This is a genomic window from Zhongshania aliphaticivorans, assembly GCF_902705855.1.
Taxonomy (GTDB): Bacteria; Pseudomonadota; Gammaproteobacteria; order Pseudomonadales; family Spongiibacteraceae; genus Spongiibacter; species Spongiibacter aliphaticivorans_B.
In genome coordinates, this window is the sequence record NZ_CACSIJ010000015.1 from 205,771 (window position 1) to 222,213 (window position 16,443).

Consider the following 16,443-nt stretch of genomic DNA (forward strand, 5'->3'; position numbering starts at 1 on the left):
ATCCTCTTCATTAAAACCGTGTATATATCGGCAGCATACGCAAATTATGGCGCAGTAGGGCAATATTAATTTCTCAATACTCGCTACTGTGCCCCAACGCGCCACCCCTGCAATACATGGCTTTATAATAACAATCCCTAGGACAAACTCTCTCAATGCCAAGCCTAAACGATCCATTAACATTACCCTGCGGCGCGGTATTGCCAAATCGCCTGTTAAAATCTGCAATGACCGAAGGCCTCGCCAACCTCAACGACCAAGCCACACCGCGCTTATCGAATTTGTATAAACGCTGGGCCGAAGGCGGAACTGGCACCTTGGTGACCGGCAATGTGATGGTTGACCGTCGTTTTCTTGAGCGCCCCGGCAACGTCGTGATTGACGGCAATGGCGGCGAAGCGGCTCTACAAGACTGGGCAAAGGCCGGCACATCGGCAAATAATCAGCTATGGATGCAAATAAATCATCCTGGACGCCAGTGCCAACGGCAGGTATCAACTAGGCCGCTTGCACCTTCAGACGTTGGCATCGACCTGATCGGTATGTTTGGCAGGCCCCAGCCAATGACCGAAATCGATATTAAGCAAACCATCAACCGCTACGCCAAAGTGGCCGCCAGCGCAAAAGTAGCAGGATTTACCGGCGTTCAAATACACGCCGCCCACGGCTACCTCATCAGTCAATTTTTATCTCCCCTCGCCAATACTCGCAGCGATCAATGGGGTGGTAGCCTTGAAAACCGTGCACGCTTCCTTCTTGAGACCGTCGCGGCAGTGCGCGAAGCCATCGGCCCCCACCTCGCCATCTCGGTAAAGCTAAACTCTGCAGATTTTTCTAAAGGCGGGTTTAGTCACGAAGACAGTTTGCAGGTCACTCAATGGCTGTCTGAAGCGGGTATCGATTTATTGGAAATATCCGGCGGCACCTACGAGAAACTAGCACTAATGGGCGACGAAACAGATAAGGCGAGTGCCGAATCTAGCCAACATCGCGAAGCCTATTTCCTCAAATACGCTGAAGGTATTCGCAAAGTAACCAACATCCCACTAGCCATTACCGGCGGCTTTCGCAGTCACGCTGCGATGCAAGCTGCTCTAGACAGTGGTGCATTAGATGTCATCGGTATTGGTCGGCCACTATGTTCACAGCCAGATATACGAGCACTGCTCGAAGGTCAACAAGCTAGCCTACCCAATTGGGAGAAAGAACTACGTCTTGGCACAGGATGGTTCGGCCCAAAAAGCAGTAATCAAAAAATTCGCACGCTTAATTTTGGCGCCGCCACTCAATGGTATTACCGACAAATAATTGATCTTGCAGAAGGACGCGAACCAAACACCCACACAGGGCTATTGCGCGTTATGCTTAAACATATGGCTTTAGAAAGGCGTATGGCGACGAAGCGGGCGAAACTGCAGAACAAGATGTAATCGAATTTTTAAAGGCGTCAGAATAAGGTTATTTCTTTGCGCCTAGCAGAAAAGTGCCGCTAGCCTCTCAAATAATCAGCCACGATTACACCAAAATCCTTGCGTTTCTGGTAATCTCCTCCAATTAATAGCTAGAGCGAAAAGTGGATTTTCCTCACACTAGCTTGAAGGAGATTTTGCATGGATAAGTGGACTAAAGGCGAGCAAGTGAATAACAGCGAGCCGATACCCGCAAGAAAACTACTGAATCTCTATGCGGCATTCATTGCTTATACCGCCTACCTCAAAATCGACGCGATCATCGCATCTGGGGAGGCAGGCACTACAGACCTTAACTCTTTGCTCTATGCCCTCACCTTAATCATTACGGCTACGGGAATATTCCTTTTCGGGAATTCATTAACGATCGTTGTCCGACTTTTCTGGAAATTATTTTCACTGTGGTTCGCCATTGCCGGCGCATATTGGCTATTTGATAACTATGTCGATTGCCAGTGTGCTTTAGAGAGCGTGTTTACATTATCTATCAATATATTCGTCGGCTATCTCGGGGTTTTATGTGTTTTATACTTTTATATAAAGTCTGAAGATATTTGGCGCAAAGACTCGAATATTGTTAAGCCCGTATTAATCGACGCCAAATTTATTGCTATTACATTATGCTGTATTGGGCTACTGGCACTACTCCGAGCCGTCGACAACAGCGGCCTGTTTATTCGCGACCAAATAATGTCTGTGAAAGCTTCATGGATGCAAGAACCTATCACTATTCACTACCCAGGCAGTGCAAGACAAAAGAAAATCGAGGGCTCGTCCATTTTTGATCTTCAGTTTGATAACAGCGGCCAGCTTACAAGCTGGAAAATAATACAGTCCGCCACAGAAGTATTAGACAATGCCGCATTAGATGGTTTGAAAAAAACCACATTGCTGGAGGGAAAAGAGAGTAATCAAAAAATCAAAATCACCTTCAAACTAGAGTAATCACAATTGCGGCATAACTGACGGCACTTCTAGTTTAAAGGTGACCTTCCACTGCTGAACTAGCTCTTTATTGGGGAGTAACTTCGCCGCCGCCACAGCAGTCAACACCGACTCATCTAAGGCTTGGCTACCGGAAGATTGTAATAATTTAGCGCCAATATAATCACAGCTTTTATTAAATTCAATTTCAACGATAACCGAACCCTCGATTTTCTTTTGTCTTGCACTGCCCGGATACTTCATTGTAATGGGAGCCGCCATCCACGACGCCTGACCATCCATATACTCATCGCCACAATTAAACCGTTTAACTTTTAGATATCTTTTTACCATCGGCACAATGAAAAACAACAGCAAAATAGCAAACCACAAGTAAAGCAGCACTTTATCGGTATTCAAAAACACAGCTTCCAGCTACCTAAATCAATTACAAAACAGCTACTCAGAAAAATCAGGCGTTAAGGTATAAGGCCTAGACTCGGGGCTATCATCCTGTGGAGTGTTTTGCGGGACTTCAGCAACCGGCGCAGGGGCAACACGCGGTGCAGTAATTTGCGGCGCGCCTGCAGTAAGCGCTTGCTGCCGGTCGGCATTAATGGCGGTGGCGACCGATCTCATTACCAACAGAAAAACATCTTCGCGGTCACCTTTATCAAACAAATCACCTTTTTCGCTAGACCCCATATTCGCCACGGTACGCCCAGTGATGTAGTCCTGAAACGCGACACCCATGACGATACGATCGCTGTCACCACTCATCGACACCCGCGCACCCAATACCCGCTTCTTTTGGGCATACGGCAGATTGTCGTATTCTTTAGAGCCCATCACTGCTAAGTGATAATCTGAAATCACATTGCCAAACTTCACATCTAAACCGTAGGCGGCGCTGTTGTCATCGCGTTCGATTACAACGTAATCGTATTTCGCAAAACTGAAACCGTTGGAATAAACCACCGTTTCATTGCCCGCACAGGCAATTAAAAACACAGTTACCACTAATATAAATACCGACTTCATCGCCCACTCCGTAGCTTTTTTAAAATACACATTTATAGAAACAGCACATTCCGCGCCAATTACCTAATCGCACTAATATCCATTTTACAGACTTGGGAGTCAACGCCTTCCACAATACAGGAAGACTCCTAGCGCGTAGCAATATACCGCTGCTGCCACTGTCGCGGTGACAAACCCGTCCACTGTTTAAAATGACGGCTGAATACGGCAACTTCGGCATAGCCCAGATTCAAGGCTAAATCCGTTACTGACATGGCGTTGTTTGCTAAGTATTGCTCGGCGATTTGCTGACGTGTTTCTCGTAGCAACTGCGAGTAGCCAGCCCCTTGGGCGGCAAGTCGCTTTTGTAATACCCGTGGCTGAACGCCTAAGACTGCCGCCACCCTCGCCAAGCTGCAATCCCCGCTACGCAATAATTGCCCAAGCACGCTTTTAATTCTATCTGTCACGCTATCGGGATAGCTCTGCTCAAGGTTATTTACATAATGACGAAAATGCTCGGCCAGTGACGCCGTATCGACATGCGGTTTGCGTGCCCCCCACCGCACAGGCACCTTCACAAAATTATCAACGCCATCAAATACTAATCTCGATGCATAGCGTGGCAGCAGAGAAACAAGGTCTTGCTTACCCGCCGATTGATGCAACGACAGCTGTAATTCGCGGCTATCCGCGCCGACCAATTCGTCAATAAAATTACATAAATGGCCGTAACTTAACTGAATAAGCTGCTGAATACCGAGACTACCGCCCACCATAAATGCAAACTCGAATCTCAGCATGTCGCCTTCCACTCGCTGCTGCAGCTCCAAGCCTCGCACATGCAAATAAAGCTGCTGGCAGGCCTTATCGATTGCCGCCTGCATGGTCGGCTGTTGCGACCAGCCTAGGGCAATATCACCCAATACCGTTGAGGTTTGACGCTGGGCCAGCTGTAGGCCAAATAACATTTGCTGACACGATTCCGCCGCCAGTTCCAATAAGTCGGCCACCTGACTATAGGCAATATAATTATTAGGATCGCGCAGCTGCGCGCTCGTCAAACCGACACCTGCCAATAAGCCCACCGGATTCGCGCCGTAACTATTTACCAGCTCAGAAAATCCAGCAATTGCACCGCTACGAATCAGCGACATACCAAGGCAGCCCCAAAAAATGATCTTCGCAAAACATCAACTATTGTTCGTAATAAGTCAAGCAAGTGGCCCGGCCCCCGCCTATATTGTAGCCATCGCTTAATCACATAATAATGCGGAGACGCCCATGAGCCTGCCAACCTCGGTAAACCACCAAGATACCCTGCTAACCATCGACACCAACACGCAACCGCCCGTGAGCGACGCAATTCCCGGATTAACGATTAACCCATTATTTCTCGATACCGAAAATGGCCTATGGGTTCTGCGGGTTAAATTTGCTCCAGGCGTCACCCTACCCATGCATTTCCATACGGGCACCGTGCACTTCTATACCTTGGCTGGCTGCTGGCACTACGTGGAATACCCCGACCAAAAACAAACCGCAGGTAGCTACTTATATGAGCCGGGCGGTTCTATACATACCTTCCATTGCCCCGAAGACGGCGGTGGCGCAGATGGCTTTATGGTTGTGTCAGGCGCGAATATCAACTTTGACGGTGAGGGTAATTTCCTCAATATTATGGATGCGGGATGGATCGAACAAACCTTGCATGAGACCTGCGCTGCCCAAGGCGTACAAACGCCACGCTATATTAAACCTAAACAAAGTGCAGGGTATTCCGACGAATAAGTGCATTATAGCTAAGCGAGTAAACAAGACTTTGCATAATTAAGCAGCCGCATTGCAGTACGGCTGCCGCAGTAAAACCATACTATGCAAGTCCTCAAATAATAATTAGGGATGGAGAGGCAATATGGCAACACACAGCACCCCCACACGTTTTGACGTGGAATTTGACAGTGACGGCACGCGCTGTAGCGCATGGCATTACCCTAGCCAGTCAGACCAAACAAGCAGCGCCTGCATTGTTATGGCCCATGGTTTGGGTGGCACCCGCGAATGCGGCCTTGCTCCCTACGCAGAATGCTTCGCGGCCGAAGGCTATCATGTCGTAGTTTTTGATTATCGCTACTTTGGCGATAGCGATGGTCAGCCCCGGCAATTATTAAAAGTCAGCTATCAACTTGACGACTGGCGCGCCGCTATCGGCTTTGCGCGCCAATTAGACGGTGTGAACCCAGAACAGATTATTTTATGGGGGACCTCGTTCTCGGGCGGTCATGTCCTCAGTATCGCCGCCGAAGATAAACGCCTTGTGGCGGTGTCTGCCCAAGGGCCAATGGTTGACGGCCGCGCCGCAAGTTTAGAAATTTTAAAATACGCCGGCCCAGTCCACTTAAGTAAACTCAGCAGTTGTGGACTCATTGATCAAGCACGCGCCACTGTCGGAATGAGCCCACTTTATATTCCACTTATCGCGAAACCCGGCGAACTTGCCGCCATGACAAGCCACGACGCGCTCAGCGGCTATCACGCTATCACCAATCCCGGTTGGCGCAATGAAATGAGCGCCCGCACGGTATTGGTATTGTCTTTATATCGCCCCATTAGCAAAGCCAAAAAAATCTGCTGCCCTGCCCTCATCCAAGTCTGCAACAAAGACACAGTCGCACCGGCTAAATCAGCAATCAAAATGGCCAAGCGCATGAAAAATACCGCAACACTGAAACAGTATGACATCGGCCACTTTGACATTTACACCGGCAAAGACTTCGACCTCGGCATTGCCGACCAATTAGCGTTCTACCAAGATGCTCTGCAAAACGCGCGCGGGCTTAAGCTGTGAGCAAGTACCCACTAACCGATAAAGTCATCGCCATTACGGGCGCCAGCGGCGGCTTTGGTGACGCGCTATGTAAGGCACTGTATCAACGCGGCGCCAAGCTCGCCCTTTTCGACATTGACCACACCGCCCTCGCCGCACAACTTGAGTACTACCCAGACACGCTGCGAGCAAAAACGTGGCACGCCAATGTTTGTGACGTTGATAGTTTGCGAAGCGCCATGAACTCAGCGGCAGAGTATTTTGGCCACATAGATGTGGTCATTGCCAACGCGGGGGTCGATTTAATTGAACCACTCAGCGCTGAAGGTGGCGATAATTTTGAACGCGTGATTGATATCAATCTGAATGGTGTGTGGCGCACGTTTCGCGCAGCCCTACCCCATGTAAAAGCCAGTCGCGGTTATTTATTTGCGGTGTCGTCTATGGCTGCATTTGTGCATTCACCACTGCAAGCGTCTTATACCGCCAGCAAAGCCGGTGTATGGGCGCTTTGTAATAGCGTGCGCCTTGAAGTTCGCCAACACGGTGTCGACGTTGGCACCTTGCATCCCACGTTTTTCAAAACACCTTTGCTAGATAATATTTCTGACAATGCCGCTGGCAGCGCGTTATGGGGAAGCCACCAAAAATTCCCCTTTAAAACGGTGGGCTTAGACGATGTAGTTGCCGCTGCAGTCAATGCCATCGAGAGCCGCGCCGAAATTGTCACCGTGCCACGAGTCAATCGACTCATCGCGAACGCCCCCGGGCTGCTGCGCAAGTTTATTGAAAGTATCGGCTTTAAAGACGAAAACGTGCGCAAGGCCATGGCCTTTGCCAACAAAAAATAATCGCACTGTTATTTGATTTAAATAGTCCACATACACCGCAATCGCGGCGACGGAATATCATCATGACAAACTTCGATTTTAATAAAAAAGTTGTTTTTATTACCGGTGCGGCTGGCGGTATTGGCGCAGCCTGCGCTAGAGAATTTTATCGTCGCGGAGCTAGTGTGGTACTTGCCGACCTTGGCGCCGACGCACTTGAAAAACTAGCCTCAGAGTTCGACGCAGATCGAGTCCTGCTTCAAATCCTCGATGTAACAGACATGGACGCGACCAAACAGGTCGTCGCCAACATCATCAAAAAATTTGGTCGCATTGATATTGTATTTGCCAATGCCGGCGTAGCGTGGCAAACACCCAAAACCATTGCCACCGCAGACGAAATAGAGTTTGAACGTATTATTGAAATTGACCTGCTCGGTGTGTGGCGGACAGTGCGGGCGGCATTACCAGAAGTGATCAAAGCCGAGGGGCAGGTATTAGTGACTTCATCGCTTTACGCCTTTGCCAATGGCGTAATCAACGCACCCTATGCCATGTCTAAAGCCGGTGTTGAAAGTTTTGGCCGCAGCCTGCGAGCCGAACTGGCTGGCACTGGCGCCACTGCCAGCGTGCTATATCCGGGATGGATAAAAACCCCAATGACCCGTGTTGCCTTTGGCGCTAACGCCAATGCGTCTGAGTTAATTGAAAAAGCATTCCCCGCTCCGCTGCGACAGTTAATCACGCCAGAAGTCGTTGCCTCCGCCGTTGCTCGGGGATTAGGCAAACGCGCACCACGCATTATTGTACCAAATCGTTGGGCGCCGCTGGCGGCCCTACGCGGCCTGCTCAATATGTACACCGACCGCATGTTTGATCGCCGCAGCGACTTACAAACCATTGTTAGGCGAGTAGAAACCGATGCAGCAAACGACTAATCAGCAAAACTTACTTTGCTGCGTTTAACTCCTTATCAAACAAATAAACGGCTAAGGCTTCCCGCTGCTCTGCGTTCAGCGGGAAAGCCGGCATAGGTGGCGTAGGCGCGCTAAAGAAATCCGTCAAACTCGCGGCATTGTAACGCTCATGCAATGCCGTCAGCGCATTCCCCGCCTGCTCCTCATGGCAGCCTGCACAATGAAATTGCTGATAAAGCGCCTTACCTTGCAAGGCTAACGCTGCTCGTTTTTTTACATCGTAAGCATCCAACACGCCCACATTCTCATCTGGCGCACTCACAGCGACGGGCAGCGTAAATGAAGACGCTAGACCGTCAGCAGGTGTTACACGATAGATTGAACCAGAGTAATCATCTGAAATATAAATACTGCCATCGCTGGCCTCAGTAACATCAACCGGACGCCCCAGTAATTTTCCGTTTTGTAAAAAGCCAGTGACGAAATCGCTTTCTATAATAGTGCCGTCTGGCTGCCATTGCAGCGCCACCACTTTATAACCATCTGGCACACTGCGGTTCCACGAACCGTGCAGGGCAACTAATGCGCTACGCTCATAACCCGCTAACTTGCTGTGCCGTAAAAAGCGAATACCCAAGGGCGCGTTGTGAGCCTTAAATTCATGTGCTGGTGGCCGATTCGCAGGCAAGTCACTCGGCAGCTTTGCACCAAAATCAGGATCGGGAGTCGATGCATTAATATAGGGCCAACCGTAAAAACCACCGTCCACAACCTTATTCAACTCACAGGGCGGAAAATCATCACCCAGCAAATCCCGACCATTATCCGTCGCAAACAGTGCATTGCTCCACGGCGCCCAATCCATTCCAACGCTATTGCGTAAGCCCCTTGCATATACGGCTAGCTCACTACCATCCGGCTTAAAACGCATAATGCTAGCGCGTTGAATATCCTCTTCCTCACAGACATTACACGTTGAGCCAGAGCTTAAATACAACCACCCATCAGCACCGGCGCGTATCGTCTTCGTCCAATGGTTGCCTTTATCACCCAGCCCCGTCAAAACCCTCGTGTAATCACCGCTGACCTCGCCAGACTCAACATCAAAGGCAACTTTACCGACCCCATCGGACTCTGCGATATACAGCCAGCCATCAACATAATCCATACCGTGGGGCCGCGTCAGCCCACTTAACAACACATGAATATCATCTGGCGATCCATCACCGTTGCCGTCGGCCTTTAAGATCAACACCTCGCCACTGCGAGGGCGGCTAAGCAAAATATCGCCCGCCGCGGTCAAATGCATGAACCGAATCTTACCAAGACCAGTCGCATACAAATCCACGCGAAACCCATCGGCAACGCTTAACTGCTGACGAACAATGTCTGCATCTGGCTCGTCGCCGCCATATCCGACCAAAGCATGCAGCGCGACCTTTGACGTCGTCGCGACACCAGGCGGCCCGTAATTCACCAGTAAAAATGGCGTCACTAGTAACACAATCAATACATAGATAAAGAAACGCAGAATCTTCATTGCGATATTGCACCCGCCCGCTGATTTAAGGGTATAGACTAGCTTGATATAACGGCAATTTATAGCGCTGTAACTCGCGTAGAATGGACTACGCAGCAAGCGAATAGAACAGGAGCACCGGCCATTAAAGCAGGGAGCCAATATTAAGGGTAACCGTTTGGGTTACTGGTAAGCTTGAAAACGCTGCAGCATATTCACGAAGGATCCCACGGCTTTACATACCAACTATGCACTAGCCGCAAGGTTACCTATCGGCACACTGCTGAGAAGGGAGGTCGCTCATCGCGCAATATCGTTAATTGCAGCCCCAAAAACACTGCAGTCAAACCACCTCAACGCCATAAAGATGGGCTATACGCGCATTATCTATTGCTGCCTATCGCCGCGCTCGCTGGCCCAAAACACACCTTTTAACTTCGCCACACCGGCCTTGCGTGCATCAATAGCGAGTTTACGCGCCTTCTTCTCACCGTACTCTTGAAAAGAAAACGTTGCCTTGCCAAAACTACCAGGCTTCTCTCCAGGCCAGTGCGCCTCCCAGTACCAGAGCTCCTTTATGCTGTTGTTCTTTAATTTGTATCGCTTCGCGTAGCTATAAACGCCAGTAATTCCAGACTTATTGTTACTACGCTGAATATTGCACATAGCCTGACGTGTGGTCGGCGGGTACTTTTCAATGATCTCGTCACGATAGCTCTTAGCAGCAGCAAGCGCTTTACGCTTTCCCTTATAGGTTTTATCAGGGAAATTTTTGACGTGCATCTTATTCTGGCGACGAAGACTAACCCGCCACGCATGTGTACGGTGGCAGTCATCATCAATTCGCGTTATGCCATACATGGCTTTACTTTTGGGCATGGGCATCTATATTACGCAACTCATCAATATCAACTTGAATTATATCAAAAAAATGTGGCGAAATTAGCAAGTTAGTCATATACATCACTTTTAAATCTGCAGTGGTACATAAAGTTTCGACACTCGGAACGTATAAAATGCACTATATGCCCTCACACAGCTAACGAATCACTGCTCGAAAATGCTCAAGCATTGCCTGTGTTGCGGGTATGCCTTTGAACTCTGGCGACAGCAGCTCTGCTATGACTCGCAAGTCCTCACCCATAATTGCCGAGCAAAAAAACGAGTAGATATGGGTTTTCGCATTTATGTTGGGCTTATATTGGGTCAATAAATCTACAACATAAGAAAATGGTCTTAACAAGGCGAACTCTGCGACCACTGCAAGATCCACGCCTTTTGAATCAATTAATAGGCGCTGCAATAGCCGGCGCAACACCACATCATCCTGTAAACGAGTAAGGAAGCGCTCCAAAAAGCTAAACAACTTTGCTTCCGCACTACTATCATCAGTCAAACTTTGACTAAAAATATCGCTTATCGCCCCTTCCACATAGTGCGATACGCACTGGGTATAAACATCCTCTTTGCCATTAAAGTGGTCATATAGCGCCCCTTTGGTTAAGCGACAAGCCTTAGCTAAACCGTCCATACTGACGCCACTGAAGCCGGAATCTGAAAATAGAGTCGCCGCCGCCTGCAAAATGTGCGCCCTAGTTCGCTCCCGCTTTGTTACTCTACTGCCTTCTGACATAAGCCTCTCGAGCTGTCCCTTCATTCGAATCCACCCTGACACTAATTATTGCCATATTGCATTGTAAAGCAACATACCTATTGGTATATTTTTTAAAATACCCAAACGGTATAATTTTGAGCTCACTCAATGAAGCACAAGATCAGCCACTGCAGCCTACTTTTCTTCACCTGTCTAAATAAGTGATATGAACAGCCCCGTGAATATAGCCATAACGGAAAACCCTTGGGCTTGCCGCAGAACCTAACACTATGGGTAGTACTGATATGGCGTATTCAAATACGCCATCTGACACCAATAGCAATTCCGCCAGTATCGCACGAGCACGTCGTTCTAAAATTGAGCTCGCCCTAGAACCACATATCTTAATGGGCATACGTCACAAGGATTGATTAGGTAACGATGACGATCCGACCACGACCGCGCTTATCTGTTAAGCGGTGACTGGCTGTCGCCACTAGACAGCCAAGCCCGATGTAGCTGTTGGCGTACGCGTAGTAACTCAAGGAGGCATGGGCTTCGTATGTAGCCCCGTTAACAAACTTTGGTAACCGCGATAATATCTCGGCTTTATTTGGTGTATTCCGCGCTGCCCCAGCAATAGCCTGCAACGTTAACGGCAAGCTCCGAGTGGGGCTCACCGCGCCCATAAACTACGTAAAAGATAAGTAATAACTTTTCCCGAACATCTCCTCAATGTTCCGGTAACTTAGTGAATAGGCGCAGTACCATCGGACGCACTGGAGGATAATGCATTTGGGAGTGTGCCGACCTTTGAAAGTGATCATACATGGCTCATATGGATATTTTGGAAATTCAATTCTAGCAAATAAGGTACGGCTTCTGTTTTATGCGACAGAACCATTTGAATTGTGATTTCAAGGCTGGTGTGTATAGTGGGCAGCCCGCATGCAATAAAGAGCAACTCAAGCAGAAGGTATCGAAGCACATGCGTATGCTGCAACGGAAGGCACATCGTGTCAGTAAATATTTCAAGCACGAGAAAATTCGTTATGCCGCATAACAAATACCAAAATTCGCTGGGTTAATAATACGCGGTTTCAAATCTGAAGTGCATCATCTGACGCAGTAGAAGAAAGGGTCAGCTGAAGGTAAGCTCATCACTTTTTTCTCCGGCAAGAGATGAAATCACGATGAGTTATTACCAACAGCTGACTTATGAGCAACGATGCCAGATATCGGCCCTGAAGAAAACAGGTTGCTCACAAAGAGAGATCGCTAAGAACATCGGTACAAGCCAATCAACGATCAGTAGAGAGTTGGCTCGCAATACAGGTGGTCGAGGTTATCGGCATAAGCAGGCCCAAGCCAAGTCGTCCTTACGTCGCAAGTCGGCAGCAAGGCGCTCTAAAATGACGTTAGCTATGATTGCGCTGATTGAGAGCAAGCTTCGGCAGGAGTGGAGTCCGGAGCAAATATCCGGATGGTTGCTTGATGATCAGGCGCTTCTGATTAGCCATGAAACGATCTATCTACATGTTTGGTCGGATAAGCGATCTAACGGAGATTTGTATAAGCACCTGCGGCGACAAGGCAAGAAATACGACAAGCGCCGTAACGGAAAATCAACGCGCGGGCATATTAAGAACCGTGTAAGCATTGATGATCGCCCTGAGGTAGTGGATAACAAGTCCCGCATTGGCGATTGGGAAATAGACACAATGATAGGGAAAGGCCATAGCGGCGCGTTGGTCACCATAGTGGAGAGGGTCACCAAGTTCACCTTGTCAGCACAAGTGGATAACAAAAGTGCTTCGGCTGTTACTGAAGCTACGATCACTTTGTTAAAGCCATTTAAGGATGTGGTTCACAGTATTACGGCGGACAATGGGAAAGAGTTTGCTTATCATGCGAAGATTAGCAAAGCGCTATCAACGGATATTTATTTTGCCCATCCGTACAGCTCATGGGAGCGCGGCTTAAATGAAAATACGAATGGGCTACTGAGGCAGTATTTCCCAAAGAGCACGAATTTGAAATTGGTGTCTAAGGCTGAAGTAAATAACGCCGTACATCGACTAAATGCCCGCCCAAGAAGAGATTTAGGTTTTAAAACACCTGATCAATTAATGGGTGATTACCGGGCTGAAATTGCAGCCTAAACTTTGATGCACTTCGGATTTGAAGCCGCGATATGAAAAATAATATTTTCCCTCCCTTAACTAGTATATCGTTTACCATCAATACTGGATATCTTCATTCACTTCATATCGAAACAAGCGGAAACGCCACCGGAATTCCAGTAGTGTTTCTTCACGGCGGCCCGGGTTCGAGCTGCAACGAAAATCATCGTCGTTACTTTAATCCCGAGCAATATTTTATTATTACCTTTGATCAGCGCGGTTGCGGTCTCTCCACACCAAAGGGCGAACTTGCCGATAACACTAGTCAGCATCTAATAAATGACTTAGAACAGATACGTAAGCATTTAAATATAGGGCAATGGTTAATATTTGGTGGTTCTTGGGGCGCATGCCTTGGGCTACTTTATGCTCAAGCTTTTCCTGAAAGAGTCAACGGCATGATTTTACGCGGCTGTTTTCTGGCAAGAGAGCAGGACTTATTTTGGTTTTCCCAGCATGGCGCTAGCGAGGTTTTCCCCGAGGAGTGGCAATTATTCATTCAAGATATTCCGGTGAACGAAAGAGCAGACTTAGTAGCGGCATTCTACCAGCGCCTTCATCATGGCGATCATGCCACCCAGCTTAAATACGCCGCAATTTGGGCTGACTGGTCAAGTAAAGTTGCCACCCACAATTTAAGTTCTAGCTCGTCAAAACGAAAACCCGACGAGACACTAATTTTAAAAGTGAAAATAGAAACTCACTACGCCTTCCATCGCTACTTCATCGAAGAAAACCAAATACTCAACAATATCACTGCGCTGCCTAAAGTCCCTGTCACCATTATTCACGGTGAATTAGATCGAACCTGTTTATTAAGTGCATCGCGGCAACTTGCGGCAAGTATTCCAAATAGTGAGCTTATCGTGCTCACCAATACTGGCCACTTGATCGAAGAATCCAATATGATTGACGCACTCGTTGCCGCCACGGACCAATTCATCACCACGTATGAGCACAACACTACTAAGTGACAGTAAAGCCGCGACGTTTGACGAATATCCTCTCGCATTACTCGTTGATAAGCTTCGCGCAAAACTTTCAGCGAGATGCCCAATATGGAAAATATCGTTATTGTCGGCGGCGGCGCCGGTGGCTTAGCACTAGCCACTCAGCTAGGAAATAAATTCAAGCGCAGTAAAAAAGTCCAAGTTATTTTAGTAGACAAAAATCCTAGCCATATTTGGAAGCCCCTTCTTCACGAAGTAGCGGCGGGGTCGATCGACTCAGCCTTCGACGAATTAAATTATCGCTACCATGGCAAGAAAAAACACTTCAACTTTATCCTCGGTAGCTTAGAAACCATTGACCGCGACCAAAAGACATTAGTGTTAGCCGAACGTCGCGACGACGCTGGCGAACTCATTACACCGAAGCAACACTTACATTACGACTACGCCGTTATAGCCATCGGCGGTGTCAGCAATGACTTTGGCGTGCCCGGTGCAAAAGAGCACTGTTATTTTTTAGACGACAAAGACCAAGCAGAGCGCTTCCATCAACATTTGCTAAATCAGACTGATCGCCTCAGCTGCGAGTCTTTAAATTCAACTGCAGATACTAACAACAGTGCACCTCCAGTATTGCGTATTGGCATTGTCGGTGGCGGCGCCACAGGGGTAGAGCTAGCGGCAGAGCTGCAACACACGGCTCAAGGTTTGTCTGGTTATCAGCGGAACGTGGCAGGCAAAGTTGATTACAAAATCACTCTAATAGAAGCCGGACCGCGCATACTTCCTGCGCTTTCAGAAAAGCTATCCAATGCAGCCCAGCGCACCTTAGAAAAAATTGGTATCGACGTGCACTGCAACACCGGCGTTAAATCATGTTCTGCGGAGGGTTTCATTACGCCCGACGACACCATAGCCTGCAATATCCGCGTTTGGGCAGCGGGGATAAAAGCACCATCACAACTCGCAAGTATTGCAGGATTAGAATGCAATAATCGCAATCAGTTATTGGTTAAACCAACGCTGCAATCCAGTAACGACGAACGGATTTTTGTCATTGGAGACTGCGCCAGCTGCGTATTACCAAGTGGAGGCTTTGTTCCACCCAGAGCGCAGGCTGCACACCAAATGGCGACTCTCGTTTATAAAAACATTCTGCGTAGCCACCGCAACAAACCACTTAGGGAATTTCGTTATCGCGACTACGGCTCACTGGTATCACTAAGCAACTTCAACACGGTAGGTGGTTTAATAAGCGGATTTGTCGGCAGTGAAATGCGCATAGGTGGCCCCATTGCTCGCCTTGCTTACCTGTCGCTATATCGCATGCACTTGCTGGCGATACACGGCATTTACAACTCCCTGCTTATCGCTCTTGCCGGCAGAATACATAGGGCGATTAAGCCGAAGTTGAAGCTACATTAAGAATAAAACGGGGTTAGAAAGTAAGCGAGTAAATAATTTTTACTTTGATCGCGAATCTTTCTGACCCTGAATCTTTGACTGATTTTAAAAACATCGCATAGCACTTCTATCTACTAGCGATCATTTGGTTATTTTCACTTTTTCGGTCGCGGCAACCAACCCTCTGAGGAAGCGAATTCCTTTTTCTAGCTCCTCGCGCTTTACTTGATGAGGCTCTGCACTTCGGTGCTCAGATGTATTGGCTTGATGAGCGGCATCACCACGCTTTGCAATTAGCGCATCAAGCGTTTTCTTAGCCGAGGCAGCGTCAAAATTTTGCCAAGCCCATTCCTTGGTAATATCTATTTCAAAATAGTCTATAAATAGCCGGCGGGTTCTTTCTGAGTTTGGGTTAAAAAACCGCTTAAGATCTTGCTCAAGTCGCTTACGCACAAATTTCCCGATAGGACTCCCTTCTACCGACTGGAGCCATATATCGAACTCATCTGTGACGCGATCCTTAACGTATGTTTCCCAGGCTGCTAACGCCATTACGAGCCCGGCACGCTTAAGAACTTCACCACTTTTTCCATTCGATAAGGTTTTCTCAGCGTCAAAACGAGCAAGAAGGTCTTCTGCATCAAGAATGGATCGATCAAATGCGTCAGCTGCTTTAGTCATTTTCCCTTACGTCCATTTAATACAAGCCCATATCCGTACAAACCAGAGCATTACGGTAATTTAAAAAATGGAGCATGGAAAGCGTCTTTTAAACACCTCACCCAAAAAAAGCCCCACTTGGATAC

The 16,443-nt window shown here is 48.1% G+C and carries 16 protein-coding genes and 1 pseudogene; 9 read left to right on the forward strand and 8 right to left on the reverse strand.

The window, feature by feature from the left end:
- Window positions 1-155: 155 nt before the first annotated feature.
- Both GVJ32_RS15040 and GVJ32_RS15045 read left to right on the forward strand, forming a co-directional pair.
- Window positions 156-1,430, forward strand: coding sequence for an NADH:flavin oxidoreductase/NADH oxidase family protein (locus GVJ32_RS15040; RefSeq protein WP_159240903.1), 1,275 nt, complete (start codon window positions 156-158; stop codon window positions 1,428-1,430).
- A 180-nt stretch (window positions 1,431-1,610) separates the two neighbouring features.
- A complete protein-coding gene (locus GVJ32_RS15045) occupies window positions 1,611-2,414 on the forward strand; it encodes a TonB family protein (protein WP_159240904.1) in 804 nt (267 codons plus the stop codon).
- Here the strand turns inward: GVJ32_RS15045 and GVJ32_RS15050 are convergent, their stop codons facing one another.
- The 3 genes from GVJ32_RS15050 to GVJ32_RS15060 form a co-directional block, all read right to left on the reverse strand.
- Complete coding sequence (locus GVJ32_RS15050) at window positions 2,415-2,813, reverse strand: energy transducer TonB family protein (RefSeq protein ID WP_159240905.1); 399 nt, start codon at window positions 2,811-2,813, stop codon at window positions 2,415-2,417.
- 39 nt (window positions 2,814-2,852) lie between these two features.
- Window positions 2,853-3,434, reverse strand: coding sequence for a hypothetical protein (locus GVJ32_RS15055; protein WP_159240906.1), 582 nt, complete (start codon window positions 3,432-3,434; stop codon window positions 2,853-2,855).
- A gap of 128 nt (window positions 3,435-3,562) precedes the next feature.
- On the reverse strand, window positions 3,563-4,570 hold the full coding sequence (locus tag GVJ32_RS15060; protein WP_159240907.1) for an AraC family transcriptional regulator: 1,008 nt from the start codon (window positions 4,568-4,570) through the stop codon (window positions 3,563-3,565).
- A gap of 127 nt (window positions 4,571-4,697) precedes the next feature.
- Between GVJ32_RS15060 and GVJ32_RS15065 the strand changes: the two genes are divergently transcribed.
- From GVJ32_RS15065 to GVJ32_RS15080, 4 genes are all read left to right on the forward strand, one after another.
- Window positions 4,698-5,204, forward strand: coding sequence for a 2,4'-dihydroxyacetophenone dioxygenase family protein (locus tag GVJ32_RS15065; protein WP_159240908.1), 507 nt, complete (start codon window positions 4,698-4,700; stop codon window positions 5,202-5,204).
- 124 nt (window positions 5,205-5,328) lie between these two features.
- On the forward strand, window positions 5,329-6,261 hold the full coding sequence (locus GVJ32_RS15070) for an alpha/beta hydrolase (protein ID WP_159240909.1): 933 nt from the start codon (window positions 5,329-5,331) through the stop codon (window positions 6,259-6,261).
- On the forward strand, window positions 6,258-7,091 hold the full coding sequence (locus tag GVJ32_RS15075; protein WP_159240910.1) for an SDR family NAD(P)-dependent oxidoreductase: 834 nt from the start codon (window positions 6,258-6,260) through the stop codon (window positions 7,089-7,091). Before GVJ32_RS15070 ends, GVJ32_RS15075 begins: the two co-directional genes overlap by 4 nt.
- 62 nt (window positions 7,092-7,153) lie before the next feature.
- Complete coding sequence (locus tag GVJ32_RS15080) at window positions 7,154-8,008, forward strand: SDR family NAD(P)-dependent oxidoreductase (RefSeq protein WP_159240911.1); 855 nt, start codon at window positions 7,154-7,156, stop codon at window positions 8,006-8,008.
- Window positions 8,009-8,018: 10 nt separating this feature from the next.
- Here GVJ32_RS15080 and GVJ32_RS15085 read toward each other — a convergent pair whose 3' ends face one another.
- The 4 genes and pseudogenes from GVJ32_RS15085 to GVJ32_RS18380 form a co-directional block, all read right to left on the reverse strand.
- Window positions 8,019-9,527, reverse strand: coding sequence for a PQQ-dependent sugar dehydrogenase (locus GVJ32_RS15085; RefSeq protein WP_159240912.1), 1,509 nt, complete (start codon window positions 9,525-9,527; stop codon window positions 8,019-8,021).
- Between the two features lie 366 nt (window positions 9,528-9,893).
- Window positions 9,894-10,385, reverse strand: a complete 492-nt coding sequence (locus GVJ32_RS15090) for an AP2 domain-containing protein (RefSeq protein WP_159240913.1) — start codon at window positions 10,383-10,385, stop codon at window positions 9,894-9,896.
- A gap of 160 nt (window positions 10,386-10,545) precedes the next feature.
- On the reverse strand, window positions 10,546-11,139 hold the full coding sequence (locus tag GVJ32_RS15095) for a TetR/AcrR family transcriptional regulator (protein ID WP_159240914.1): 594 nt from the start codon (window positions 11,137-11,139) through the stop codon (window positions 10,546-10,548).
- Window positions 11,140-11,816: 677 nt separating this feature from the next.
- Window positions 11,817-11,927 (reverse strand): annotated as a pseudogene (locus tag GVJ32_RS18380) (IS6 family transposase); the annotation flags it as partial.
- A gap of 366 nt (window positions 11,928-12,293) precedes the next feature.
- Between GVJ32_RS18380 and GVJ32_RS15100 the strand changes: the two are divergent.
- The 3 genes from GVJ32_RS15100 to GVJ32_RS15110 all read left to right on the forward strand — a co-directional run bounded on the left by GVJ32_RS15100 (window position 12,294) and on the right by GVJ32_RS15110 (window position 15,658).
- Window positions 12,294-13,262, forward strand: a complete 969-nt coding sequence (locus GVJ32_RS15100) for an IS30 family transposase (protein WP_159240915.1) — start codon at window positions 12,294-12,296, stop codon at window positions 13,260-13,262.
- Window positions 13,263-13,294: 32 nt separating this feature from the next.
- Entirely contained in the window at window positions 13,295-14,257 is a 963-nt protein-coding gene (gene pip, locus GVJ32_RS15105) for a prolyl aminopeptidase (protein ID WP_159240916.1), read from the forward strand.
- Window positions 14,258-14,341: 84 nt separating this feature from the next.
- Complete coding sequence (locus GVJ32_RS15110; RefSeq protein ID WP_159240917.1) at window positions 14,342-15,658, forward strand: NAD(P)/FAD-dependent oxidoreductase; 1,317 nt, start codon at window positions 14,342-14,344, stop codon at window positions 15,656-15,658.
- Between the two features lie 120 nt (window positions 15,659-15,778).
- On the opposite strand, the gene GVJ32_RS15115 is transcribed toward GVJ32_RS15110, so the two are convergent.
- Window positions 15,779-16,318 (reverse strand): HEPN domain-containing protein, encoded by a 540-nt coding sequence (locus tag GVJ32_RS15115; RefSeq protein WP_159240918.1) that lies wholly within the window; start codon window positions 16,316-16,318, stop codon window positions 15,779-15,781.
- Window positions 16,319-16,443: the final 125 nt, after the last annotated feature.